The organism is Microbulbifer guangxiensis (assembly GCF_021729075.1).
GTDB lineage: Bacteria > Pseudomonadota > Gammaproteobacteria > Pseudomonadales > Cellvibrionaceae > Microbulbifer > Microbulbifer guangxiensis.
Genome location: NZ_JAJSAQ010000003.1, coordinates 367,293 through 393,449, shown reverse-complemented (window position 1 = coordinate 393,449; position 26,157 = coordinate 367,293). Strand labels below are relative to the sequence as shown.

Genomic DNA, 26,157 nt, shown 5'->3' with positions numbered 1-26,157 from the left:
ACTTATTTAATTTGTAATGCACCAGAGATTCTAAACTCAGAAACCCGACGCTTTGATTCAGAGTAAAATACGTAAGCCATCACGGCGTCTGATATAAAATAGCCAGACAGCAAGGCAAGCACCGAACCATAAATACTGAACTGAGAGATTAGAGGCCACACAATTCCGGCAACAACTAAAGCTGCCGATAACTGTGCGGAAAATATTGCTTTAGTGTTTTCCATGGCCCGGATACCGGAAGATAAAGGAAAAGCAAAAAACATAAATATGTAAACTACTGAAAACACCTGCAGAATTTGCTGGTAGCCACTAAATTCCTGACCATAGACAAGTAGCATTATGTCACCAGAAAAATAACCAATAATGGCCGCAGCCAATACTGTTACAGTCGCACCAACTATAGTGACTTTTGTTACATAGTTTTTTAGCCCATTAATCCCGGACTCCGCAAAGACTCGACTTGCTGCTGCCGGAACAAAATTCTCCATAGCCTGAAACAGCACATGACTTACGGCCAAAATATTTTGACATGCCTTCAAAATACCCACAGAAGCGGCGCCCAGCATCGCACCGGTAACAATGAATACCAACTGCCCCGCTCCCCATTGCACAAACACATTCGGGATAGACCAGCAAGCATATTGCCAATTGCGCCACGTAAAGGATTTGACCACTTGCAAAGTTGGTCGCGTGAGTGAAATCCTGCAAAGTGCGTATACGATACCGGCCAATGAGGTAACGGCAATCACCCTAAAAACTCCAGTAATGTCGCCACCGAAGAAAACCAACAAAAAAACCAAGGCACAAAGCTGGCCAACGTAACTAAGAGAGTCACTCACAAATGCGTGCCGCTCTTCTTTTCGACAAAAAAAGAAGCGACGCAAGAAATCCTGAGTTTGAAAAAGGGATCCCGCTATAGCTAGTGGTAAAGCGTACTGGCCAATTTCCCATTCTGGTTTTAGTTCTGAAGCCGTCGTAATTGCTGCGTACAAGATAAGTGCTGTTGCCACCAATGACACCACTTGGTGCATGGTCACGACGCTCAAATAGGAAGCCTGCTGCTCAGAGTCCAGCTTCGGAGCTATAGACATCATCGGTGCACTGATCGCTGCCATCTGGAGAGCGTTCAAGAACAGCACGGCCATCCAAAGCAAAGTAAAAACACCAAACTCTTGCATCCCCAGGAAACGTGCAATCAGCAAGCCTGTCAGAAAGTTCACACCGCTGACCATAGCTTGGTCCGCTAGCGCCCAGTTTACATGACTGTATTTATTTAATAATTCTTTCAGAAAGGCCATTTTCACCACACAATGGGACTACCCAAGTTGCTTGCTTGCTAGCTTTAGCTTCGAAACTTCAGTTACTGCGAGGACTATGAGGTCACCCGTTCTGAGCGTTGGTGCTCGACCAAAGATTCTGCTACCTGCATACCAATTTCTTTGTGGTTAAGCGCATACGCCAATTGCGCCTTCATATATCCCAGCTTGTTCCCGCAATCATGGCTATGCCCAACAATGCGGTATGCTTCCACGGCTTGCTGCTTGTGCAATTCGTCGATCGCATCGGTCAGCTGAACCTCACCGCCGGCGCCAGGCTGGGTAGCTTCTAACAGACTCCAGATTTCTGCGGGCAGTACATACCGGCCCACCACGGCCATATTGGAGGGCGCTGCATCAACTTCTGGCTTTTCTACCATTCCATCGATCTTGGCAGTACCACCGGCCTGCAGATCAGCACCCAGACAATCCACTACACCGTATTTACTGACCTCATCCCACTCCACAGCTTCTACCATGATCTGGCTGGCTCCGGTCTGCTCGAAGTTACGCACCATTTGCGCGAGGTTGGTGGTGGTGAGATCTGCTGCGTACTGGTCGATCAGCACATCCGGCAGCAGCACGGCAAAGGGGTTGTCGCCCACTACCGGGCGCGCGCAGCTGATAGCGTGTCCCAGTCCCTTAGCCTCTGCCTGACGCACGGAAATCACTGTCACGTCTTTGGGCACGATGGAACGCACTTCCTCCAGCAGCTGACGCTTCAAGCGATTTTCCAGCTGGGCTTCCAGTTCAAAGGAGGTATCGAAATGGTTCTCGATGGCGTTTTTGCTGGCATGGGTGACCAGCACGATTTCCTTGATGCCGGCCGCTACTGCCTCGTTGACCACATACTGGATCAGCGGCTTGTCCACGATCGGCAGCATTTCCTTGGGGATGGCTTTGGTGGCGGGCAGCATTCGGGTACCGAGGCCGGCAACCGGGATAACCGCTTTCTTCACTTTGTACATCTTGTTGCCTTCTTGTTCTTGCTTTGCCATCACCCGTCAACTGGGCCGAATCAATCGTTTTTTGTCGCCACGGGTCAAATAGACCACACCCAGAGCAGGCCTGGTCGAATCAGACTGTATTGGTTGGGATAGGCCGGGCACACCAAATGCAATGGCGTCCCATGCCTGGACTCGCCGTTGCGCCCATCCCCATGGGCAGCAAGCAGCGTCGATATGAGATGATTCCCCAATTCCCGCTGCTTATGGCAAGCAGCGAATCCCCTGAGCCTGCTTTACTTCCTACCGCACCTTGTTCTTTGCAGCTGGGTACTTTTCAGCTGGCTCTAGCCCATGGTGCCCGCCGCTGTTAGCGGTAGGCCCCTCTCTCGGCCAAGCTCACCAATGCGGCAGACTGTCTATTTTTTAACCCGCGCTAATGGCGCCGGCATCCCCGTGTGACAGGTCTCACACTTTATCAAAACCCAAGCCTCGTTCAAGACGAAGTGAATCCCATTTGCCGATTATTCATGACGGTATTTTGCCATCTGGTGTCACGATCAGTGGTTTCCTCTAGTCGGTCGCTGCGGGCTGACCACAATCCGCTGTTGTATTGACTTCTGATGCCAGTGGGTTGGTTTTCTTGCCCTGTCGCCCGCTCTTCAGTGGCTTCCTTGCCCTGCACTTCCAGCTCTTTCTCCACTCACTCTCTCGTCCTGAACACCAACCCGCAATTGCCCAGAGCACCATTTTGCTTTGCCGGCGCACGGCTTTACGTGAGTTTGTGCTTTTTCAGCACGTTCATTTTTTGAGCTGCCAAACTCATGCTGCCGGGGGTTGTGCCCGGTGGTTGTGGGTTTTGGTGGTGGTCTATGGACGGTCTCTTTCTCTCTTTTTTGCGATTACGTGACAGGTTCTTGAGCTGGGGCTTGCGGCTGGGGTTATGGGTTCTGCTCTGCTCTGGTTTGCTCTTCATTGGGCTGCTCTCGGCAGCCAATGCCCTGCCCTCCCACACGCCGCTGTTGGCGCCCGGATTGTTCGCGCAAATGAATGCACGTTTCGGGCCAGAGGCCAGTGAGCACCTGCAGGGCTGGCAGGAGTTTGTTTCGGGGCAGAGCAATGCCGATGAGGGTGGACGGCTGAAGCGGGTGAACCGGTTCCTGAACCAGGTGCCGTTTGTGGAGGACGCGGCCCACTGGGGCGTTGAGGATTACTGGGCCACACCGGTGGAGTTTGTGGCCTCCCGCGGTGGGGACTGTGAGGACTTTGCCATTGCCAAGCTGTTTACCCTGCAGGCGCTGGAGTTGCCCACCTCACAGTTGCGGCTGATGTATGTGAATGCCCTGGAGCTGAACCAGGCCCATATGGTGCTGCTGTATACCCCCTACCCCGGCGCCATGCCGCTGGTGCTGGATAACCTCACCAGCACCGTGGTGCCGGCCACCCAGCGCAAAGATCTGCAACCGGTCTACAGTTTCAATTCCAGCGGGCTGTGGCTGGAGCCGGATTCCGCCACGCCCCGGCAGGTGCGTGACCACAGTGGTTCCCTGCTGTGGGAGGACCTGCGCCAGCGGCTGCAGGCACAGGGGATGGACATTTAATAGCCACCTTTTCTATGCCAACTGGTAGCAGCCGCCCGAAAGCCCCTGATAACCACCTATATAAGAAGGAAGATTTGTCATGGACCGACAAAACGCCGCCGCAGCGGGCAACCTGTTGCGGTTATCGCTGTTGCTGGCGCTAATTCTGGCCGGTGGCCTGTGGCTGGCCATGGCCACCACGCGGGATTACCTGCAGGTGGAACTGCAGGGCACGGCGCGGGATGGCGCCAACACCCTGGCTCTGGCCCTGCGCCCCTACCTGATTGAAGACAACACCCTGAGCCTGGAAACCGCCGTGACTGCCTTGGTACAGGGTGGGCACTACCAGGCCATTGCCGTCCGCTCGGCACCGGGTGAAGTGCTGGTGGAGCGGCGCAGCCCCGCGCTGCACTCGCCGGTGCCGCAGTGGTTCAGTGATTGGGTGGCGATTGAAGCGCCTGTGGCTGTGGCCACCATCGACAGGGGCTGGCAGCCCGTCGGCCAGGTGCAGGTCAGTATTCACCCGGCGCCGGCGCAGCAGCAGCTGTGGCGGCTGGCCAGGGGCTTTGCGGGTTTGGCACTGGCCGGACTGGCGATGGTACTGTTGCTGGCCTGGCCACGGATCGGACTGCCAGGAACCCGGCGCTCCGGCGCCCGGCCGATGGCGGCACCCGGCAGCCGGCGGGACTTTATCCGGGCACTGCGGGATAGTACCCAACGGGCCAGCCGCGCTGGCGGCGAGTTCTGGCTGGTTCTGGATACCGGCAGCGGTGCAACGCCGGATGGCGCCATACGGCAATGGACCAATGGGGATTTGCCGGAACTGCTGCGGGCGCATCTGGAAGCCTGGGTACCCACGGTGCGGCTCTATCAGCTGAGCCCGCACGAGTTCGCACTCAACCTCAGCCACAGCCACCATGCCGCGGCCTGCGGTCTGGCCGGTTGGCTCTGTGCTGCGCTGGGATCGGTGCTGCGCGGTAATGAGGAAGGGAGCAAACCCGTGCGCAGTAACCGGAACACCTCTGGCCTGCGGGTGACGGTGGTGCCAGTCCCCGCCTCCATCAACCTGCGTGCCGCGGTGGAACGCTGCAACTGGGCGTTTGCCCAGGCACGGCAGCTGGAGGCGTTTCAGTGGTGTGTATACGGCGCGCACTCGGGGGCTTCCGACATTCCGGTGCTGAAAGTCAAAGTGCGACGCGCGGCGGCCCCGCCCGTTCCCTTTGCCGCTGATAAAGACAAGGGCCCGGACAAAAAAGCAGCGAGCAAACCCAGGCAGAACGAGCCGGCGTGAGGCGATTGGATGCAATCCGGCCTGAATGGATTGCCCGTGGATGACAATGACCCCAAATGGCTATTTGAGCGCGGTCACAGCTTTGAGAAACTGTTACCGCGTTTGTTGTGAGCTCTTCCCATTTGCGGTAAGGCCGGTACAATCAGGCGCATATTTGGGGAAATACCACAGAATCAATAAGGAGCCACCATGAAGAAGGCGGTTTGGGGGGTTGCACTGAGTGCGAGTTTGCTCAGTGGTATCGCCACAGCGGGCGTAGCCGAATACATCAAAGCCGGTTACACCATGAACCAGGTGATCGCCAATGCGGTTGCCGAGGGCACTGCGGTAGAAGCCGCAGTGACAGAGGCCCTGGCCGTTGCTCCGGAAGAAGCGGATGCGATTGTGGCCGCTGCGGTAGCAGTGCGCCCCAGCAAGGCACAGGAAATTGTCGATGCGGCCGTCGCCGCCGGCATGAAGCCCCGCGATGCGGTTGCTGCAGCCATTGCCGGCGGTGCTGACCCGAGCACGGTTTCTGCCGCGACTGCTGCAGGCCGCTCCGGACTGGCCCCGGGCCGCAGTGGCGTAGCGCCAGGCAGCCTGCGCGGCTCCCCGCCCCCGATTGCCGGTGCCGGCGGCTGCGACGGCAAGTGCCCGTCCAAGAACTGATCCATTCGGTGTACCAAGGAAAGGCCCCGCGAGGGGCTTTTCTTGTTTTGGGTTGTTGATAATCTTTGGTAGGTGGCTGGGTTTCTAGGGTTCGGCGGGCTCAGGGGTTTCTGGATGCCGGCCTGCGCCGGCATGACGACTGAGGGCAATTTCTACTTCCGTCGTCATCCCGGACTTGATCCGGACACGGAGGCGTCAACGCCGTAGTGACCAATCGCTTGCGATTGACCCGCAGGGCCGGCGCCTTGGCGCCGTGTCATCCAGCTACAGAGGTTGGAGAAACCCCCGGAGTGTGGATACCGGCCTGCGCCGGTATGACGAGAGGAGCGATTCCTCACTCTGTCGTCATCCCGGACTAGATCCGGGATCCACAGACCACTGCGCGTTTGATGGCTCGGTACTGGATACCGGCCTACGCCGGTATGACGAGTGAGGTCGATTTCTACTTCCGTCGTCATCCCGGACTTGATCCGGACACGGAGGCGTACACGCCGGAGTGAGCAATCGCTTGCGATTGACCCGTAGGGCCGGCGCCTTGGCGCCGTGTCATCCATAGACCACTGTGGGTTCTGATGGCTCGGTACCGGATACGGCACGACGATGGAAGAGAGACGCAAACCCTTTATTATTCATACGATTAGAAGAACAACAGCCACTTACGAACATCACCTGCCCCATGACCGAAGCCAGCCCCCGTATCCAGCGCCTTGAGCGCGGCCTGTTTTATGCCTTTCTGGCGTTGCTGTTCTGGCTGCCGATCCCGCTGGGCTCGCACCGGCCCTGGGCCTGGTCGCTGCTGGAAGTGTGGGCGTTTGCGCTGCTGGGTGGCTGGCTGGTGGTGAATGCCTACGCACCGCGCCTGCATTTGCTCCGGCCCTATGCGCCGTTGCTGGGACTGTTTGCGCTGTTCCAGTTGTGGGTGGGTTTGCAGGTGCTGCCGCTGCCGATCGGTTTGCTGGAGGCGATTTCCCCGGAGCGGGCGGCGCATTTTCTGGCAGCGGACCCGGCGGCTGCTTTCGGCACCCTCTCCCTGGACCCGAACCAGACCCGCATCGGTTTGATGAAAGGGCTGAGCTACTGGTGCCTGCTGTTCCTGGCCCTGGCACTGGTGAACTCGACCCAGCGGCTGAAGCTGGCCGCGCTGGTGATTGTGATTACCGGCACCTTCCAGGCGTTTTACGGTGTACTGCTGGCACTCTCCGGTTCCGAGACCACCTGGGTGCTGGGCTTCCCCAACAGAGATATTGCCACCGGCGGCTTCCGCTACAAAAACCACTTCGGCAATTTCCTGGTGCTGTGCCTGTGCTTTGGCACCGGTCTGCTGATTGCCAGCCTGTCCCGCAAGCGGGCGGGTTCCGTGCGGGAATTCCTGCGCGGTGCACTGGCCACATTAATGAACGGCAAGGCGGTGGTGCGGCTGTGTTTGGCGATGATGGTGATCGGGCTGGTGATGTCCCACTCACGCATGCCCAACACTGCGTTCTTCGTCAGCCTTTCCATTACCGGTGTGCTGGGCCTGCTGCTGATCCGCAAAAAGAGTCGCAGCCTGACGGTGTTGCTGGCGAGCCTGCTGGCCATTGATATGTTTATTGTCGGCAGCTGGTTCGGGCTGGAGCGGGTAAAAAACAAACTGGAAAACACCAGCTTTACCCAGGAAACCCGGGACGAAGTCGTTCGGGACGGGCTGGGGCTGGTTGAACAGTACCCGCTGACCGGTACAGGCGGGGGTAGTTTTTATTCATCCTTCCCGATGGTGAAGGGCGCGGATATCCAGCAATACTACGACCTGGCCCACAACGATTACCTGCAGTTCGCCATCGAGTTCGGCCTGCCGGCGACGCTGTTGCTGGGTGTGGCAGTGTTATGGAGCCTGGCACTGGCCTTCACCGCCCTGCGCCAGCGGCGCGACAGCCTGATGCAGGGCATGGCGTTTGCGGCGGTGATGGCAATTATTGCCGAGCTGATCATGCTGCTGACGGACTTCCACCTACAGGCGCCGGCCACGGCGATTTATTTCCTGTTGTGCCTGGCGCTGGCATGGCAGGCGCGGTTTATGCAGGTGGAGAAGCGGGAGCTGGCCTCGACTGCTGGCTGAAGGGCTTTGTTTCCCGCTAATTTATCGTCGTTAGGTAGTACAGTGGCCTCTGGATACCGGCCTGCGCCGGTATGACGATGAAGCAGTAGCACACCTCAGTCGTCATCCCGGACTTGATCCGGGATCCACAACCTGAGAATTTTCAGTATGGCCGGCTAAAAAATCTCCCACCCTGGTCTAAACATCCCCAACTGTTTTTTTGCCCACTCGCCCTAAAAAACGTTCCACCAATAGGCACAAGGCCACTGCCTGTGATGTAGTCCGGAACATCAAAACATGCAACACTTGCCGACAAACCCACCAACCTTATCGGTAGATGACAGCTTCAGCATGAAGCCGGCAATACTCCTTTTGTGACCTCTTTCTATTTTTATTTTCACGAGTACAATCCTGCATCTTGGGGATTTTTTCAAAGCAGAACAAAAAAGGATTCAGTATGAAGAAGGGGTTTTTCTGGGGGCCGTTGGGGGTCGCCGTGCTGGTTGCTACGGTAGCCTACACCGCCTATGAGTATTTTTATGGTGAGTCCGGTGAAGAACAGGTCGCCCAGGCCGAAGCTGTCGAAGAAGTAAAGGCTGAGGAGACCGTCGAGGCCGCAGCTGAAGAAGAGGCAGTGGCTGAAGAGCTGGCCGTCGAGGAAGCCGTAGAGGCATCCGAGCCAGAGGAAGCGAGCGCGCTGGTCGAAGAGCCCGCTGTCGCCGAGACCGCCGAGGCTGAGGCCACCGCTCCGGCTGCAACCAATACCGTAGCGCCCAAGCCTGCAGCGGCTGCACCGGTGGCTAAAGAGCCCGCACCGGTTGCTGAAAAATCTGCGCCGGCTGCTGAAGAAGAGCCTATGGTGGAGGCCCTGGCAGCGGCTATGGAAGAGGCCGAGGCCGAGTCCACCGGCGAGGAAAACCTGCAGCTGGCCATGGCGAACACCGAAGAAGCGTCTTCTGAAGAAGACCTGGTGGTAATGCCGACAGAAGAAGATACCGCGGAAGAACCGCTGAGCATTGCCGAGCAGGTGAAGCAGGACATCGCGGCCAATCCGGAAAACGCCGACGCGATCATCGCCGATGCCGTGGCTGCCAATCCGGACAAGGCAAAGGAAATCACCGATGCCGCAGTTGCCGCTGGTGTGAAAGAAGACGAAGCGATGGCTGCAGCCATTGCTGGTGGTGCCGAGCCCAGCGCCCTTGCCCCGGCCACTGCTGCCGGTGCTTCCGGAAAAACCCCGCTGGCCGTCGCCCGCACCCGAGCCGTCCCCACCCTGCCGACACTGCCGCCGGTAGTGACCGGCGCAGGCGGCTGCGACGACAAGTGCCCGTCCAGGAACTGATGTTCAGGCGGATCGCATAAAAAGGCCCTTCGGGGCCTTTTTTTATTTCCGGGGGTACCGGTTTTCGGTTGTGTTGAGGGTTCTGGCTTTAGGGGCGTCGGCTGGCTCACGGGAACTGGATACCGGCCTGCGCCGGCATGACGAGGGAGGAGTGGCCCGGACAGATGACATCGCAATAACCTCTGTCGTCACCCCGGACTCGATCCGGGGTCCAGTGACGGAGGTTGGAGAAACCCCGTGGGTGTGGATACCGGCCTGCGCTGGCATGACGAGGGAGGGGTGGCCCGGCCACGTGACACCGTAATGACCTCTGTCGTCACCCCGGACTTGATCCGGGGTCCAGATGCGGAGGTTGGAGAAACCCCAAGGCTTGTGGATGCCGGCCTGCGCCGGCATCACAACCGCGGGTCAACCAGCACCTGGCTTAAGCGCGCTGGTACTGGTCCTCGAAGCGGACGATGTCGTCTTCACCCAGGTAGGAGCCGGACTGCACTTCGATCAGTTCCAGCGGGATGGAGCCCGGGTTTTCCAGCCGGTGGGTCACTCCCAGCGGGATGTAGGTCGACTGGTTTTCGGTCACCAGCATCTCTTTATCCCCATTGGTCACCAGGGCGGTGCCGCTCACCACAATCCAGTGCTCGGCGCGGTGGTGGTGCATCTGCAGGCTGAGCTTGGCGCCTGGCTTGACGACGATGCGCTTCACCTGGAAACGGTCGCCGGCATCGACGGAATCGTAGAAGCCCCAGGGGCGGTAGACCTTGCGGTGGACCTGCGCCTCTGAACGGTTCTCTGCCTTGAGCTGGTTCACTACTTTTTTAATGTCCTGCACCCGGTCCTTGGCGGCGACGAGGATGGCATCGTCGCTCTCCACCACGACCACGTCTTCTAAGCCGACGGTGGCGATCAGCTTGCTGTCGCTCTGCACGTAGCAGCCCTTGGAGTCCTGCAGGATCACGTCACCGCGCGCGGAGTTGCCGTTCTCGTCCTTCTCGGACACTTCCCACAGCGCAGACCAGGAGCCCACATCGCTCCAGCCGCAGTCCATGGGTACCACGACGGCGTCCTTGGTCTTTTCCATCACGGCGTAGTCGATGGAGTCGTCCGGGCAGGCGAGGAAGCTGTCTTTGGCCGGGCGCACGAAGTCGATATCGATGGCGGCACCGCTCATGGCCTGCTCGCAGGCGGCGAGGATATCCGGGCGGTGGGCTTTCAGTTCTTCCAGGTAGCGGCTGGCGCGGAACAGGAACATGCCGCTGTTCCAGTAGAAATCCCCGCTGGCTACATATTGCTCTGCCGTGGCCAGGTCCGGCTTCTCGACGAACTCTTCCACAGCGAAGGCGGTGTCACCACTGGTGGCATTGCGGCGAATATAGCCGTAACCGGTTTCGGGGCCGGTGGGCACGATGCCGAAAGTCACCAGCTTGCCCTGTTCGGCGTGGGGAATGGCCTTGTTGACTGCATCCCGGAACGCGGCGACATCGCGGATCACGTGGTCGGCGGCCAGCACCAGCAGCAGCGGATCGCTCTCACCACCGGCAGTTGCGCGCAGCGCGGCCAGGGCAACCGCCGGTGCGGTGTTGCGGCCGGCGGGCTCCAGCACGATACCGCTGTGGCCCTGTTTGGCTTCCCGCAGCTGTTCCGCCACGGTAAAGCGGTGGTCGTCACCACAGATCAGCAGCGGCGGCTGGTGCTCGAGGCCATCCAGGCGTGCGCAGGTTTCCTGCAGCATGGTTGCTTCACCCGTGAGGGGCAGGAACTGCTTGGGGAAGAGCTGACGGGACAGGGGCCACAAACGAGAACCGGAACCACCGGCCATGATGACGGGCAGGATCATGCCATTACCTTCTTTTTACTTCTCTGGAAGATTGCGCTGAATTTTTTTTGACCGAAAGCGCAATTCGCGTATTAGGGCGCCTAGTTTACTGAATGGTGCGGGGATTGCACGTGCGGGTGAGGAGTTACTTCGATGGCAGCCGGGTCTGGTTTGTTCTGGCATGACAGAGAGGCTGTGGTTACCGCTGCTGTCATCCAGCACTCAAAGCGGGATCCTGTTACCCCGGTAGCAGATAGCCCTGCGGAACCTAGATACCGGCCTGCGCCGGTATGACGACGGAGGAGTGGCCCGGCCACGTGAAATGGCAATAACCTCTGTCGTCACCCCGGACATGATCCGGGGTCCACAAACCACTGAGCGACGACACCAAACAGCACGCAGACTGAACCACAACACTGGATACCGGCCTGCGCCGGCATGACGACAGGGGGGAATTTCTACTTCCGTCGTCATCCCGGACTTGATCCGGGGTCCAGACACCACCGAGCGATGACACCAAACAGCACGCAGACTGAACCACAACACTGGATACCGGCCTACGCCGGCATGACGTCGGAGGAGTGGCCCGGCCACGTGAAATGGCAATAACCTCTGTCGTCACCCCGGACTTGATCCGGGATCCACAAACCACTGAGCGGCGACACCAAACAGCACGCTGACCGAACCACAACACTGGATGCCGGCCTGCGCCAGCATGACGGCGGAGGGGTCGCCGGACCACATGACACCGAAATAACCTCCATCGTCACCCCGGGCTTGGTCCGGGGTCCAGTTACGGGGGTGACAGAAGCCTGGAGGGTTGTGGATACCGGCCTGCGCCGGCATGACGACAGGGGGGGGAATTTCTACTTCCGTCGTCACCCCGGACCTGATCCGGGGTCCAGAGTCCACTGCGCTGGAAACACGCACCGAACTCAGGGACCGTCACAGCTTATCGGCCTAGCTGCAAAAAGAATCCCACGACAGCCTCACCCCACCTGTCAGCTGGTTCTACCTGCTCTTGCTAGCGGCCTCTCAGTTCTGACGTTAACCGCTTGCGCTTGGGGCCGCATTGGAAAATTGTTTGGGAGCCGGTGTCTCTCACCGGGGCTCACCGCCTGCGTCCTCGGCCGGTGAGTGCCCGGGCAACACCAGAGGCATGGACGCCACCTGCCAACCGCGGGACCGGTGCCCCTGCCCACCACCCACTCCAATGCAAACCCAAGGAGAAGAATAAGAATGAAATCCATTCTGAAGGGGTCCCGTATCGCTGCTGCCGCGCTCGCCGCCACCCTCGGCGCTGCCGCTGCCAGCAGCCAGGCCGTGACGTCTGCGGCCACCAAGGATGTTTCCAATGTGCCGCAGCGCATCATCGTCCAGTATGCGGATACGCAACAGCGCGACTGGCCCGCACAGGCCAAGGCGTTTGGTGCCCGCGGCGGCGTGAACCTGAACCACGTGCGCGGCATGGCCCTGCGCGACCGGCAGGTATACAAGCTGGCCCAGCGACTGCCGGCGGCGCAGCTGGATCGGTTTATGGCTGCGCTGGAGGCCGACCCGAATGTGGTCTCGGTGGAGGAAGATGCGCTGATGCAGCCGCAGTTCGTGCCCAACGACACCTACTACAACGTGCAGTGGCACTACTTTGAGGCCACCGGTGGCATCAACCTGGAAGCGGCCTGGGACAAACAGACCGGCGCCGGCGCGACCGTGGCCGTGCTGGATACCGGCTATGTGTACCACTCGGACCTGGATGCCAACATGCTCGCCGGGTACGACTTTATCAGTGATACCTTCGTCTCCAACGACGGCGACGGGCGCGATGGCGATGCCAGCGACCCGGGTGATGCAGTGAGCTTCAACGAGTGTGGCTTCTTGAGCCCGTCCCAGAACAGCAGCTGGCACGGCACCCATGTGGCCGGCACCATCGCGGCGGTGACCGACAACAACAAGGGCGTGGCCGGTGTCGCATTCGATGCGAAGGTGGTCCCGGTGCGCGTGCTGGGTAAATGCGGCGGTTACCTGTCGGATATTGCCGACGGTATTGTCTGGGCTTCCGGCGGCAGTGTTGCCGGCGTACCGGTCAACTCCAACCCCGCGCAGGTAATCAATATGAGCCTGGGCGGCAGTGGCGCCTGTGACTCCACTTACCAGGCGGCAATCGATACCGCGGTGGCCAACGGTGCGACTGTGGTGGTGAGTGCGGGCAACAGCGATGCAGATGCCTCCGGCTTCCGCCCCGCCAGCTGTAACAACGTCATCTCGGTGGCAGCGACCGAACGCTTCGGCGCCCGCGCCTATTACTCCAACTTCGGTTCCATCGTGGATGTGAGCGCACCCGGTGGCGACGTGCAGTACGCCAGCGATCACGGCGTGGCTTCCACACTGAATGACGGCACGTCCAGCCCCGGCAACGAAGCCTATGTGTATTACCAGGGTACTTCCATGTCGGCGCCACACGTTTCCGGTGCCGCAGCGCTGATGTATGCCACAGACAGCAGCCTGACCCCAGCGCAGGTAGAAAGCGTCCTGAAATCCACCGCACGACCACTCCCCGGCGCCTGTAGCGGCGGTTGTGGTGCCGGCATCATCGATGCCAGTGCGGCCATCGATGCCGTTGGCGGCGGTGGTGGAACACCGACGAACCAGGCTCCCACCGCGGCCTTCAGCTTTAGTGCCAGCGACCTGTTCGTGACATTTACCGATGCCAGTTCGGACAGCGACGGCAGTATCGTGAGTTACAGCTGGGACTTCGGTGATGGCGGCAGCTCCACCGACCAGAACCCGACTTACTCTTATGCCAGTGCCGGCACCTATTCGGTGACCCTGACCGTGACCGATGACGATGGCGCGACCGACAGCGACACCCAGTCTGTCACCGTCACCGACGGCAGCGGTGGTCCGACCAGCGATGGCTTCACCCAGACCAACCTGAACTTTGGCCGTGACGAATGGCAGTACTTCACCATCGAAGTACCGGCCGGCGCCACCAGTCTGGATGTCAGTACCTCGGGCGGCAGTGGCAATGTCGAGCTGTATGTGCGCTTCGGCGCGGCACCCAACGGCTCAACCTACGACTGCAAGGACGGCGGTGGCGGTAACGACGAAGCGTGCACCATCAGCAACCCGGCCGCGGGCACCTGGCATATCGGTGTCGAGGCCCGCAAGCGCGGCGCCAGCGGTGTGCAGCTGGATGCTTACTGGAGCAGCAACTGATTCGGTGAGGTCGTGAGGTAAACACAGGGGCGCAATGCGCCCCTTTTTCATGGCGACCCTGATCTGGTACAAACTACCCAGTTGATCAAGATCAATGCCATCGATGGGTATGTCGCTACCATCACCATCATCAACCGAGGAAGATGACATGCTGAGCATCAAGAAGACTGGCGAGAACCGGCTCGATATCGAGTTTGCCGGCGATCTGAACGGCAAGGAAATGGAAAAGGCCCTGGATGAATTTGTCCTGCTGTCGCAGGGTATCGACGAGGGCAGGATGCTGTATCAAATCCGCGATTTTCACCTGCCGAGTTTCGGCGCCATGGTGATCAAACTCTCCCGCCTTCCCGAGCTGCTGCGCACCATGGCCCGCTATGACCGCGTGGCGATAGTGACGGACACCGACTGGCTGCAGACGGTTGCCGAACTTGAGGGCAAGCTGTTACCGGGCCTGGAAATCAAGGCGTTTGACCTGGACGAGGAAGACGATGCTGAGGCCTGGTTAGTTGATGGTGTTGTGCAGCTGGCGTGATGGCTCGGTGAGAAAAGCCTTCTGAAGTCATCACGAACTCAATCCCGACACGGAGGCGTAAACGCCGGAGTGAGCAATCGCCTGCGATTGACCCGCAGGGCAGACGTCTCTGCGCCGTGTCATCCTGTTGCGGAGGAAATAGAAGCTTTCGTGGTCTCTGGATACCGGCCTGCGCCGGCATGACGAGAGTGCGAGGAAAACCCTCCGTCGTCATCCCGGGCTTGATCCGGGATCCAGTTGCGGAGGTGACACAAGATTCGTGGCCTCTGGATGCGTGACCACGCCGGCATGACGAATGGAACTAGCCAAAATCCCGTTTCTTGATCTAGGGGAAGATTCCGCTCGAGCGCTTGCTCAATATATTCAAGCGCTTCAGCGGTGATCTTCAGGCATATCCGTATCAAGGATGCGTCGACGCACGCCAGCGGTTTGCAGCTCAAGGGTTTACCAAAATAGTAAACACCTCGGCTCGCTGGACAGCAGACAATCATCAATAGACACAATACGCCCTTGTTTATCAACCGTTTTCTGAGCGATGAGTGACTAGAAACAGAGAAAAACTTCAGATTTATTTCTCCTCCGGCTCTCCTTATCCCGCTATTCGTCCAAGCCTCTTCCACTCCCTTTTTCTTTAAGATTTTTATAACAATAAGCTTGGCCACTTATAACAACATAAAAAAAAGCCGCAATCGCCACAAAACCCATTGAAGTTCCGACAACCGTGAAACCATTATCTGCAAATAAAAAATCGATAAAACCGATAAAAAGCGCAATAAAACCAAATGCAATTAGCTGCCGAGATGCTTTAATTTTAATCTGAAATGCACTCAACAACTCTTTCACAAAATTGCATCCCAAAAGAAGCCCCCTTACCCACTCCAGAGAAGCCTTACGTACGCCCGGGACCTATCTCACTAAAACTTATACTCTCCCCCACTGCACACACCCCAACCTAGCGAAAGCGAAAGCCAAAGCCAAAGCCAAAGCCAAAGCCAAAGCCAAAGCCAAAGCCAAAGCCAAAGCCAAAGCCAAAGCCAAAGCCATAATAATCAAACCAAGCTTGAACAACTAAACAAAAAAAACGTGAAAATCACAACCAACTTAAAACATATAAAATAAGCCAGATTTATTAATAAACTAATACGCCAGCAAGGAATTTAAGATCAGATGAAACTTCATTTATGCTTGTTTTGACTAAGAATAGGCATCGGCAGACTTAAAAAAGGACACAGCGTCAAATCGAAAGCCTTGACTCCTACTATTCTATGTAAATGTCAGAATCTGAAAAATGTGAAAGATTAGAAGAGAGCCAATAAATAAGAAAGCTAACAAATACCCTAAACGCCTTACCTTTTCATCTATTCCATCATAGAACTCCAAGTAACTCTTCCATTTCTCACCACGAAAGAAGAACCAAAAATTAAACACAACTATAACTAAAAATGGCCAAACTCTCCCCAAATAACCAGTCCACGGTAGCGACGCGAGAAACCCAGAAGCATCAAATATACTATTCTTGGCAAAAAACATATCCAGGGTCATAAAGAAAAATGAAACTAGAACGCAAAGAATTGATACTGCCCACACATGGGGGAAACTCCTACCCCCCCCCCATTTTGATGAGCTAAATCGACAAAGCGCATAGAATAAAAATGAGTATCTAAAAATAGACGAGACATTTTTCAATCACCACCTCCTTCATACTAACCCATGAAATAAAATTCAATCAAAGTACATAGCATCGATCGCATTTCTTAAATCGTCATATCTGTCGGGGTGCGACAGTGTTGGCTGAGGTCCGATCCTAATCGCAGCATCTAAAACCTGAGGTCCAACTATTGGAGCCAAAGAGTACCCAGCACCTAACAATGGCAACCGCATCCCAATTATTGTCATTGTCTGATCAATGGCAAATATCGCCTTATCACCACCACTACGAAATGACATATAGTTTCCATACGATTCAAAGCCGAATGCTAAAGGTCCAAGACCTTTACCGAACTCAGCAATGTCATGCATTTTTACGTATTGATTTCCTGCCCAGCCCATGACGGAATACTTGAATTTTCCCGTCGCAGTAACACCGACACGACCAAGCTGACTTTTTTCAAGCGTATAACCTGCATAACCTAGCAATGCCCCCGCACTTGTGGTCGGATGTCCAGCACAGGACATTGGAACCGAGCACCCACTCCCTGGAGGATGCGCAAGTTCGTCATTGAAAGCCCGAGAAAAGGCCGCCGACAACGCCCCATTGGAAAACTTACCGCCGGAAATCTTTGTTGTCGTTCCACCAATGACAGCTGCAGCAGTAACTCTTAAGACTCTATTTGTAACACTAAAGTAGCCAGAAGTAGTTGCACTACCACCAATTCCTCCAATCTTACCCGCAAATGCTTGGGTAATCCCCGCACTAGCAAATCCATGACCAAACTTACCTCCCCGAATAATCGACATTACACCGCCTACTAGCGCATGCGCAGCCATCTTCGCGGCAGTTTGACCTGCGGTCAGACCAACAGTCTCCATCCCTGTCGCTTCGAGGAATCCGGCCCATTGCTGGTTGTTCGCGGCTTCTACTCCAGAAAAGTACTCCCCCACACCAGCAAATGCGGCCGCCGAAATACCTTGGATCACGCCAGATTTAAGCGCCTGCTTGAACGAGGCTCCCTGCGCCATAGCGTCAGTAAACCCTGCCGCCCCCATAATCAGGCCTACGGTATACCATTTGACCCCCTCTGCCGCCGCAAGCCATAGAGCGGTACCGAGAGTAAAGACGAAGTACCCACTCGGATCCGTAGCATTCAACGGATTATTCCGCACATAGGAATACCGGTTGAACATCTGCGTATCAGACGCAGCCTGCACGAACGGGTCTGCCTGCATAAGCCGTCCGAGTCGTGCGTCATAGATGCGCCCATTCATATGCACTAGCCCCACCTGGTCCAGCATCTCGTGCCCTGTGTACCCGCGGGGAGTCAGACGGGTGTCGAAGCCGGCCAGGTCGGCATTTACGAGTGCCTCCCAGCTCTGCGCATTGCGGCGCTGGCCCCAGGCGTCGAAGGACATTTCCTGCAGTACGGTGCCACTGGAATCGGTGATCATGTCGATGGAGCCCAGGTGATCCTTGTGCAGGTAGCGGCTGGCGCGGCGATTGCTGCCGTCTGAGTCGATCATCAGGGTGACTATTGCTCCGCCGGGCAGGTAGCGCTTGGTCTCGCGGAAGCCGTCGGAGCGGGTGATCTTCTCCACGTTGCCGATATAGCGGGTTTCGGTGCGGATGCCGTTGTTGTCGGTGTCGACGCGCAGGTATCGGCTGCGGTCCGGCCCGTACTTGAATTCGGTGGTATGGCCGCCCTTCTGGATCAGTACTGGCTTGTCGAAGGTGCTGTACTGAAGGCGCCGGCCGCTGGAGTCACTGATCATGTTGCCGCTGGCGTCGTAGTGGTAAGCCACTCCATCTGTAGTCTCACAGATTGCGCCAAGGCCATATCCCGTCGCGCATTCATCGCCGTAAAGGTAGTGGCCGACGTCGGACTTATACTCGATGTTGCCGAAGCCATCGTATTCCACCGTCTGAGCCACCCGGCCGCTGACTTGGGCACTGCGCAGGCGGTTGAGGCCGTCGTAGTCGAAGTCCTCGAACAGGTCTTTGTTGCCACTGCGCTCGTGCCGGGACTCCAGATTGCCCAGGTTGTCCCACTCGTAGGAGAGGTCCTGCACCTGGCTGACTCCCAGTACAGAGGCCGTCTGGCGCTCCAGACGGCCGGTGGCCGGGGCGTACTCCCGCACAGTGGTAACGCCATTGCCCTGTACGGACCGGGTCACATTGCCACGCTCGTCCATCTCCAGCACGGTGTAATAGTTCACAGCACTGGCCTGGTTGATAACCTCAGCATCGACTACCGCCTCCAGGTAACCGAAGTTGTTGTAGCGGTTTTCCGTTGCGCTGCTGGTAAAGCCGTCCCCGGCGGCATCGAACTGCTGGAAGCTGCGGCCGTACTGGTCGTAGGTTACGCGTTGCACATACTCGTCACCGGCCTCGTCCATATTCTGGTCAGTGCTGGTGATCTCGGTGCGACCATAGGCATCATAGCTGTGGTGCTGGATAAAACCGGACTCCAGCTCCATCACGTTTTCCAGGGCACCTGGAGGGATCGCCAGCCCCTCTAGCGGGTACTGCCAATCCGGGTCATTGTTATAGGTCCAGTAGGTGTCCCCCTCGACTCCCCCACCCTCGAGGTAATCGATTCGACGGACTAGCCGGCCCAGCTGATCATACTGATTGACTACCTGCTGGTTTTTGGCGTCCAGCTGCCAAGCGAGCTCACCAAAGCCGTTGTAGCCGTAAGACCACTCGCCCTTGTCCGGGTCATTCATGTACACCTTGCGACCCAGTTTGTCGTAGCGCATCTCAGTCACAGGCACGATCCCGCTGTCCGCCGACCGGCGGGTGACAAACCGCAGGTTGCCCTGCGCATCGTAGCGGTACTCAATGATGCCGTTCAGGTTGTCCTGCACGTTGACCAGCTCGCCCCGGGCGTTTTTGGTCTCAGTCTTGGTATGCCCCTCCGGATTGGTGGTAACCGTGGTGTAACCCCTGTATTCAACGTGCACGTCCACGCCATAGCCGTTATTACTCACGGCACCGGGCATATCGGTACCGGTGATCCGTCCGAGGATGTCGTATTTCATAGCGGTCCAGTATTGACCCGCCCCGGGGCTGCCCCTGTAGGGCTCTGACTTGCGCGTGACCCGGCCAAGATTGTCATACTCCGTATCTGCGTATACCCACTGGCCGTCAAAGCCGCGGGTGGCGCTACGGGTTTCCCGTGCCAGCACATCAAAGCAGGTCAGCGACTCCCCGCCGCCGGCCTTGCGGGTTACCTGCTGGTAGGCGGCACCATCGGGGCAGTGGCTGCCCGCCGCGGCCAGCAGCGTAATGGAGTGCGCACCCGTGGCACTGTAGTCCAGTACTTTGCGGCCGAATGCGTCGTATTGGTGGAAACTGGCCACGCCAGCCATATCGATGACATGCACTGGCTGGCCGAGATGATTCCGTTCCTCGACACGCTGGATTACCTGTCCGTAGACGTTCTCTTCCCTTTCCAGATAACGACCACGCCCGCCCTTGAAGAAGGAGTAACTGCTGCGGGACACTTCCCCCTCAGTCGAGCGGGTGATACTGGTCTTGTTGCCGAAATCATCATAGGTGTAGGTGGTAGTGAGGGTGAGCGTCGCATCCTCGGCATCCGGCTCTATCACCTCTTCTTTCAGCAGGCCCGACCAGTTGCCACTGGTGTAGTAGTCGAACTCACTGATGCGGAGTTCGCTGTCGGCAACCCCATCCACGGTGCGACTGTGCTCGACCTCAGTGCGGGTGAGACGGCCAAGCTCAGCGAAGGTGGACAGCGTACGCCCGCTGCCCAGAGACAGGCTCCGTCCAGGGCCATATTCGTTGGTGGTGGCAGTGACAAACGTATCGCTGCTACCAGAAGTGGTCACGACAATAGATTGTGGGTTGCCGTGGGAGTCGTACTCGTTATCGGTCACCACGGATTTCATGACGCTGCCCTTCGCAGCGCCATTTTGAACCAGCTCGTAAGAAGTCTCTTCCGTGCGTTCCAGCCAGGGCTGTAATGGCCCCAGATCCCCGCTGCCATTTTCCCGAGCCCGCGCAGGCCAGTTTTCCTGCCAGGCGGTGCCGCCTGCATTTTTCAGCCGCCAGCTATTGCGGGATTCGCTCAGGAGATGTCCCTGAGCAGACCTGACTTCAGTGCTCTGGGGGTAACCCTGGAACGGGAAGTCCTGACGATAGGTGGTTGTCGTCTCAACCCCGGTCTGCTCATCGACGGTGGTCAACTGCTCGAAGCCGAGCATGCCTCTCCCGCCCGCCTGCACCCTGGCCTGCGCGTAGTAATAACTGACTGCACTCTTGGATTCGGGGTCTCCAGCAACGGGGGCGCTGCTGTCGACGCGGGTGACCACGTACATCGGACCCATCAGCTCTAGTGTCGGCGACAGCTTGCCGAGACGGTCTTCGCCCTCCCAGGGATCGTTCAGGTAACCGTAATATTTCGCCAGGTCGGCCACAGCGTAGTCTCGACACCACTCACGGAGACTGCCGTTTCGTGGGCCCAATCGACCATCATCATAATTGGCTGACTCACACCGCTCTTCGGTCGTAGGGCTGATGTCACGACGTTTGTAATGACCACTGCTGGTCAGGGATCCATAGGCGATATCGGTCTCTGCACCCAGGCCATTGGTAATTTTCTCTACCACGTTGACCGGCACACGGAATTCCGTCGCCGGGTACAGATAGGCGCGATCGTTTTCTACGCGGATGTAGTCGTTGACCCCATCACCGTTCATGTCGACGAAAATGTGCAGGGCATTTTCATTACGGGAGGTCTGGAGAAAGGATTCCGGTTCGCCAAAGCGCTGTTCCAGGCTGTGCCAACGCCTGATCTTCAGGCGGCCGGCCTCATGGTCATGCCAGGCCAGGTCATTATCACCATCATTGTCATAGTCAAAGTATTGGCGATGCTTGGGCAGCTCCCCCAAAGAAACCTCGTCACCGAATTGCTGGCCGCTGTTGATCCGGTAATATCCGCTTTCGCCCCTGCGATATACGATATCGGGTAGACCATCACCGTTAATGTCAACTGGCTCAGCAGTAAGGACATCGCCAAGGAATGCATAGCTGCCGTAATCACCAACGCCCGAGGAGGCCATCACCATCAGGCCCCGATGGTATTCACATTCTGCATCCCCGGCGGCTCCGTCCCGATAGCAGTTGTCAGTAACCCTGAGCAGGGCTACCGGGTCAAGGATCCCATCACCGTTAAAGTCTGCGGGGCTCGTCTCACTGCTGATCCTGACAGAAAGATCCTCAGAGTCTCGCCTCTGGTAGCCCCCAAACTCTACAAGGTCCCAGTCCACATCAAGCTTCGCTACCTGGCTGTCAGAGAAACGGTAATAGGTGCTGCTCGATGGACTCGCGGAGGGTTCAAGCAGGCGATAGTTATTGCCGGCGAGATAGTCCGCCAGGCCATCGCCATTCAGGTCGAGAAACTTGGCATTGCGCTCAGTCAGTTCGGGCAGGTAACGGGGGCTACCGGAGAGTGTCCATTCACCGTCGGCATCCGGCTGTGCTACGACGATGCCCCAGTGCTTGCGGTCATTCAGGTAGGTGACCAGATCTGCACGGCCGTCGCCGTTGTAGTCGATCATCTGCCATTCGTACGGGCGAGAGGTATCGTCATCCTCACGGTAGACCGATAGTTCTGGGCCGAACCCATCATCCTCGGCAAGCACATACTTGAACCACTGATAGTCAACTTCACTACCACCATTGCCATCAGGGTCAAAATCCGGCTCCAGCCAGATCAGGTCCATACGGCCATCACCATTGATGTCCGCTGGTCTTGTGCCCACTGCAACGCGGTCCTCCTGATTGCTCAGGGTTACTGAATCACTGGCACTGGCGGCGAAACTTCCCGGCAGCGGTAGCCGCCAGTCGAAGATGGTGTCGGGCTGGCATAGCTCATCAGCGCACTGACGGATGCGTTCCAGGCGGCTCAACCGGTCCGCGGGATAATTCAAGTATCCGAGCTCGTAGCGGCGTACTTCCTGCATTCCGGAGCCACTACTGTTGTGTATGCGTACCGTGGTCAGCCGTTTTCGGGTTTCCAGTAATTCACCTGCGGTATAGCCGCGGATAGGATCGGAGCGGCTTTCGTAGTCGAAGATCACCCTTGCCCCGTAGCCGGTATCCCTGCTCCTGCCAGGACTGACATAGGCATAGCGAATTTCGCGAACCCGTTGACCACCGTCACTCGCATAAATGAACTCGATTCGATTCCCGACGCTATCCTCGAAAGTGCTGATAGCCCAGGATAGAGTGCCCTGCCCGGTGTCCTGTCGGGCGTCTCCATCGCGACCGTAGTAGCTGATGGAACCATCCTTGCGTTCCACCGTGAAATAGGCTGGGTTGCCGGCCTCACCGCCGTGCGCCTGCATCAGGGCAAAGCTATCAATCTCCGTGCGATAGCGGCTTCCCGGCTCACCGTATTCACCCTCAACCACCAGCAAGCGCTGGCCATCCAGACAGAAGCGATCCTCTGCTGTCCAAGTAATTGGCCGGGCCTGGCCATCCTGTCCCAGAGTCTGGCGGCAGCGGGTTACCGCGGATAGCCCCCCTATTCCCCAACCGTAGCCCACGAGACCATTGCCGGACTGGCTGGAATAATTCAGGGAGATATCCGGAACAACGCCGGCAGTACCGGCCGGAAGGCTGAGCGGAATACTGTAACTGGCCGCGCCCGCTTCATTGACACGGAACTTGCCCGGCAGACTGCCCGTCTGCGCAGAGATAGCCAGCTCGCCCGAATCCAGCATCGGCGTAAGTGCCGGCGAAGGCGCCTCGGCAATCACGCCATTTCGGCACAGGTTGGCACAGGGATCGATACCTGCCAGAAAGGCATCTCGGTTGCTGACTCCATCACCATCAGCATCGGAGTCACCGCGCTCTACTGAATCACTGCCAAAGTAAAGGATCTCCCAGTAGTCAGGCAGGTCGTCACTATCGCAGTCGCGGGTGTATTCATCTCCTTCATCACAGCTGAACACGGCCCAGGAGTAATCCTGTACATACATGTATTCAAAGCTGCGATTCAGTAGTTCGCTGGTTGCGGTGATATATTGCACAGATTCCGCAAACAACATCGCCACATCGGCACGACTGGCGCCCCCGGCCATGACATCCAAAAGGCTATTGCGGGTATAAAGCTGGCCCGCATGGGTAAACGCCGGCTGCCCCTGCCCGGGGAAGGCGCGCTCGTACAGCTGGTCCACGAATGCAGCGTGATTTTGGGTCGGCGGGAAGTTGGCAACCCCTGTGTCCGATGCCAGGAAAGCGCCAGCCACTTCTTCTGGGCTGGCTCCTATGACCAGGGCAGACGTCCAGAAGGTCAAAACATCCCGAGACAGTGACAGCGGCGGCTGCAGTAGTAGCCGATAAAGCCGCGTGGCCATTTTGTACTCGGGCCGCTCGCGCTCGCTGGGCTGCCAGTCGAGAGATGCCATGCTGTCTGCCAGCAGGGATTCGTCGCGACTTTCCCAGACGAGTTGGTCTGGCCCCAGGACTCCGCGCCCCAGCGCATGGATCTGGCTGCTACCGACGGTAGTAAAATAAAGAGTGCCGTTACCGGCCAGCACCGGGGTTTCGGCGATACCAGCCCCGGCGGGATAGGTCCACTGCACGGCACCGTTCTGTGCCTGAACGGCATAGATAGCCCCATCCATGGAGCCCTGATAGAGGATACGGTTCTCGTCGAGCACGGCCGAGGCCACCAGATCGCCGCCGGTTTGCACCCGCCACTGCTCCAGGCCGTTAGGCGTCAATGCGTAGAGGTGGCCATCCAGGGAGCCAACATAGATATTACCGTTAACGGAATCGATGGTGGGTGTGGCCTTTACTACGTCTTGGGTAAAAAATGGCCAACCGGATCGAACCGAACCATCCTCAGGATCCAGTGCATAGACCTTACTTCCTGAGCCTACATAAACCGTACCATCGGCACCAACCGTCGGAGATGAATCAATCTGGCTCAGGCGCTCAACGGTCTTGTTTCCATACGCGTTCACCGCCGCTCGCTCGCCCCTGGGTATTTCTACCGCGATATGCACTCCATCCTGCTCCTCAAAAGCGCGCCTCATTACGGCTGAGAACGGCAGTTCTGCATAGGTCGTCAGGTTACGTTGCTCAATTGGCCCATCGGTTACCGGCGGCTGCCAGTTGACTTTACTCTTTTCGATCAACTGCTGGTCTCCGGTGCGGAGATTAGTCAGGGTAAAGAAGGCGTCCGGATCGAGTCCGCTGCCGGCAACGCGCAGGCACTGACCCTCGCAGGCACCTTCAGCACTGAGCAGGACCGGGGGTACTACCTGAACGGTAACTATTTCACCGTCAGTGCTGCAGCTCGTTTCCGCATTACAGGCATTGACCCGGTAGCTGTAAATCCCGGGCGTACGGTCGGAGACAGCCAGGTGGGGAGCGAATTCTGCCTCCGAGCTATGAGACAGGCGACCCACCTCGGTCCAGCTCCCCGACCCATCCACACCGCCAGGCTTCTCTTCCAACAGGTAATAACGAGGTTCTGGAGCACTGGTCACCGCATTCCAGTGCAAGGCTATACGACTAGTGATATCAAATTCTGGATGTAGAGAGCCTGCCCTCAGGCCGGCGGGTGCCTGGGGCGCAATACGAACAACATCAACGCTGAATTCCGGGCCCCACTGGGGTGGCTCCAATTCGTCACTGCAACCGGCAGCATTGCAGGCAACCGCCCGGTAAAGATAGTGGCCATGTGCCCGGTTAGGCACTGTTACCACAGGCGCAAATGCGTCATATGACTCCGAGGTTTCAAAGTCACCGTCATGGACTTCGTCTAACCGGTAGTGAGTGGCTCCTGCTACCGCCTCCCAGGCAACTCGATAATAATCGCCGGTAAAAGTATCGCCATTACGCAACGAAAATTCGTTGCCACTGGTGATGCCGGTCACGTCAATGGTCGCTGGAGGCTCCGGAGGTTGCAGGGCCTCGAAGGTAACCTGTTGAAAGGTCTGGGTAGGAGCGGCCTCGCTGTCGTAAGCCCTGACACCCATTGAATAACTACCGGCCTGCGGGACGGTCCATTCCAGTTCGAATTTATGCCAGCCGTTCTCGACCCCAATGTGGGTGCCGGAACCGATGACGTTAGTGTCGCTGTCCAAGAGAAACTCAACGCGATTTGTGTCGATACTGCCATCCAGGTCTCTTGCCCTCGCCACCAGCGTTACCACCTGCCCCTGGAAGACCTTGGTCGGCAGGGCGTCTAGATCCAACCCTACTTCAGGGGGCGTATTGGTATCGACAGTAACCGGCAGTTCTTTAGTACTTTCTTTCCCTGCTTCATTCATCACCACGGCAATCAACTTATTGGTATCGGCGGCAACTGATAACCAATTGAGGCTATAGCAGTTATCGCACTGGTCCACGCTACTGTCGATATCGGTAGCGACCCCTATGTAGTAGGAGCCACTGTCCGAAACCTGATTGCGGTAGAACCTGACACTGGAAATAGCTGTGCCGCCACCATTGACCGAAACTGTCAGCGTTTTTTGCTGGCCTACGCGCAGTACTTCATTGGTGAAGGGCTTTCTCCAGACTACATCCTGTGCTGGAATCTTCTGGACGCTAACCGACTCAACCGGGCTGGGATCACCGCACTCGAGCGCATTACAAGCGAACACCCGATATCCGTATGAACCCTCTGAGCGGCTACTAACTGAGTAGCCTCTCGGAGATGAAACAGGCACTTTTTTGGCATAGCAGATTCCGAAGTGTTCTCCTGCC

Annotated in this window: 15 protein-coding genes; 7 read left to right on the top strand and 8 right to left on the bottom strand. The window is 57.6% G+C overall.

Annotated features, from left to right (window positions below; all coding sequences use genetic code 11):
* Positions 1-2: 2 nt before the first annotated feature.
* The 4 genes from LVD12_RS08720 to LVD12_RS08705 all read right to left on the bottom strand — a co-directional run bounded on the left by LVD12_RS08720 (position 3) and on the right by LVD12_RS08705 (position 3,236).
* Positions 3-1,298, bottom strand: a complete 1,296-nt coding sequence (locus LVD12_RS08720; protein ID WP_237067309.1) for a lipopolysaccharide biosynthesis protein — start codon at positions 1,296-1,298, stop codon at positions 3-5.
* A gap of 74 nt (positions 1,299-1,372) precedes the next feature.
* The gene (gene galU / locus LVD12_RS08715; RefSeq protein ID WP_305080519.1) at positions 1,373-2,314 is read right to left on the bottom strand and encodes a UTP--glucose-1-phosphate uridylyltransferase GalU; all 942 of its coding nucleotides are present in this window, start codon (positions 2,312-2,314) and stop codon (positions 1,373-1,375) included.
* Positions 2,315-2,756: 442 nt separating this feature from the next.
* A complete protein-coding gene (locus tag LVD12_RS08710; protein WP_237067308.1) occupies positions 2,757-2,963 on the bottom strand; it encodes a hypothetical protein in 207 nt (68 codons plus the stop codon).
* A 69-nt stretch (positions 2,964-3,032) separates the two neighbouring features.
* Positions 3,033-3,236, bottom strand: coding sequence for a hypothetical protein (locus LVD12_RS08705; RefSeq protein WP_237067307.1), 204 nt, complete (start codon positions 3,234-3,236; stop codon positions 3,033-3,035).
* 70 nt (positions 3,237-3,306) lie between these two features.
* On the opposite strand from LVD12_RS08705, the gene LVD12_RS08700 reads away from it, so the two are divergent.
* The 5 genes from LVD12_RS08700 (at position 3,307) to LVD12_RS08680 (ending at position 9,195) form a co-directional block, all read left to right on the top strand.
* A complete protein-coding gene (locus LVD12_RS08700; RefSeq protein ID WP_237067306.1) occupies positions 3,307-3,861 on the top strand; it encodes a transglutaminase-like cysteine peptidase in 555 nt (184 codons plus the stop codon).
* Between the two features lie 79 nt (positions 3,862-3,940).
* Positions 3,941-5,131 carry a LapD/MoxY N-terminal periplasmic domain-containing protein gene (locus tag LVD12_RS08695; protein WP_237067305.1) on the top strand — a complete coding sequence of 397 codons (1,191 nt, stop codon included), beginning with the start codon at positions 3,941-3,943 and terminating at the stop codon, positions 5,129-5,131.
* Between the two features lie 189 nt (positions 5,132-5,320).
* Entirely contained in the window at positions 5,321-5,779 is a 459-nt protein-coding gene (locus LVD12_RS08690; RefSeq protein WP_237067304.1) for a hypothetical protein, read from the top strand.
* 676 nt (positions 5,780-6,455) lie between these two features.
* Positions 6,456-7,874 (top strand): O-antigen ligase family protein, encoded by a 1,419-nt coding sequence (locus LVD12_RS08685; RefSeq protein ID WP_237067303.1) that lies wholly within the window; start codon positions 6,456-6,458, stop codon positions 7,872-7,874.
* Positions 7,875-8,310: 436 nt separating this feature from the next.
* Positions 8,311-9,195, top strand: a complete 885-nt coding sequence (locus tag LVD12_RS08680; protein ID WP_237067302.1) for a hypothetical protein — start codon at positions 8,311-8,313, stop codon at positions 9,193-9,195.
* Between the two features lie 424 nt (positions 9,196-9,619).
* Here the strand turns inward: LVD12_RS08680 and LVD12_RS08675 are convergent, their stop codons facing one another.
* Both LVD12_RS08675 and LVD12_RS08670 read right to left on the bottom strand, forming a co-directional pair.
* Positions 9,620-11,029 (bottom strand): mannose-1-phosphate guanylyltransferase/mannose-6-phosphate isomerase, encoded by a 1,410-nt coding sequence (locus LVD12_RS08675; protein ID WP_237067301.1) that lies wholly within the window; start codon positions 11,027-11,029, stop codon positions 9,620-9,622.
* Positions 11,030-11,626: 597 nt separating this feature from the next.
* Positions 11,627-11,890: a hypothetical protein gene (locus LVD12_RS08670; protein WP_237067300.1), complete on the bottom strand. Its 264-nt coding sequence runs from the start codon at positions 11,888-11,890 to the stop codon at positions 11,627-11,629.
* A 357-nt stretch (positions 11,891-12,247) separates the two neighbouring features.
* On the opposite strand from LVD12_RS08670, the gene LVD12_RS16170 reads away from it, so the two are divergent.
* The gene (locus LVD12_RS16170) at positions 12,248-14,224 is read left to right on the top strand and encodes a S8 family serine peptidase (protein WP_305080517.1); all 1,977 of its coding nucleotides are present in this window, start codon (positions 12,248-12,250) and stop codon (positions 14,222-14,224) included.
* Between the two features lie 148 nt (positions 14,225-14,372).
* Entirely contained in the window at positions 14,373-14,756 is a 384-nt protein-coding gene (locus tag LVD12_RS08650) for a SpoIIAA family protein (RefSeq protein ID WP_237067299.1), read from the top strand.
* A gap of 597 nt (positions 14,757-15,353) precedes the next feature.
* Here LVD12_RS08650 and LVD12_RS08645 read toward each other — a convergent pair.
* Both LVD12_RS08645 and LVD12_RS08635 read right to left on the bottom strand, forming a co-directional pair.
* Positions 15,354-15,599, bottom strand: coding sequence for a hypothetical protein (locus tag LVD12_RS08645; protein ID WP_237067298.1), 246 nt, complete (start codon positions 15,597-15,599; stop codon positions 15,354-15,356).
* Positions 15,600-16,478: 879 nt separating this feature from the next.
* Positions 16,479-26,054 carry an RHS repeat-associated core domain-containing protein gene (locus tag LVD12_RS08635; protein WP_237067297.1) on the bottom strand — a complete coding sequence of 3,192 codons (9,576 nt, stop codon included), beginning with the start codon at positions 26,052-26,054 and terminating at the stop codon, positions 16,479-16,481.
* Between the last annotated feature and the right edge of the window lie 103 nt (positions 26,055-26,157).